This is a genomic window from Photorhabdus sp. P32 (genome assembly GCF_038085095.1).
Taxonomy (GTDB): Bacteria; Pseudomonadota; Gammaproteobacteria; order Enterobacterales; family Enterobacteriaceae; genus Photorhabdus; species Photorhabdus luminescens.
The window spans coordinates 1-756 of sequence record NZ_JAZGJN010000066.1 but is presented as its reverse complement, the minus strand read 5'-3'; the positions used below and the strand labels follow the sequence as shown (position 1 = coordinate 756).

The window sequence follows — 756 nt, the reverse complement described above, 5'->3', positions numbered from 1 at the left end:
TACAGGCGCGCACCTGCTGCACTGTCGAACGGGTTGGCAATAAAGCGCTCGTGCGTCAGTTCGGCGCGGTTCAGATAACCGCGCGCCACGCCGGCGCCGCCGATGTACAGTTCGCCCGTGACGCCAACCGGTACCGGCTGCAGGTCGCTGTCGAGCAGGTACATCTGCAAGTCCGGCAGGGACGCCCCGATCACGCTGCCGCGACCGGCGACGATGTCGGCGCGGGTGATCTCGCGATACGTGGCGTGCACCGTGATTTCGGTGATGCCGTACATATTGACCAGGCGCGTGGTCTGCGGATCGTTGCGTTCGATCCACGGCGCCAGTGCGCGCAGGTCGAGCGCTTCGCCACCGAACACGATGGTGTGCAGGCGGTGCGGCTGGTCGTCCTGCGCCTGGATCAGCTGGCGGAAGGCCGACGGGGTCTGGTTCAGCACCGTCACCCCTTCGCGGCACAGCAGCGCATAAAAGTCCCCCGGCGAGCGCGCCACGTGGGCCGGCACCACCACCAGCTTGCCGCCGTGGGCCAGTGCGCCCCACAGTTCCCAAACGGTGAAGTCGAAGGCAATGGAGTGGAACAGCGTCCAGCAATCGCTGCTGCCGAAGTTGAACGAGGCGCTGGTTGCATCGAACAGGCGCGCCACATTGCCATGCTCGACCATGACGCCTTTTGGTTGGCCGGTCGACCCGGACGTATAGATCACATAGGCCAGGCTGGCCGGGGTCAGGTTCTCCAGCACCGGGTCGTGTTCGGGC

General features: G+C 65.9%; 1 protein-coding gene. It reads right to left on the bottom strand.

The window, feature by feature from the left end; translation table 11 throughout:
• On the bottom strand, nucleotides 1–756 hold a 756-nt coding region (locus V2H77_RS00245; RefSeq protein WP_341497204.1), incomplete at both ends, for an AMP-binding protein.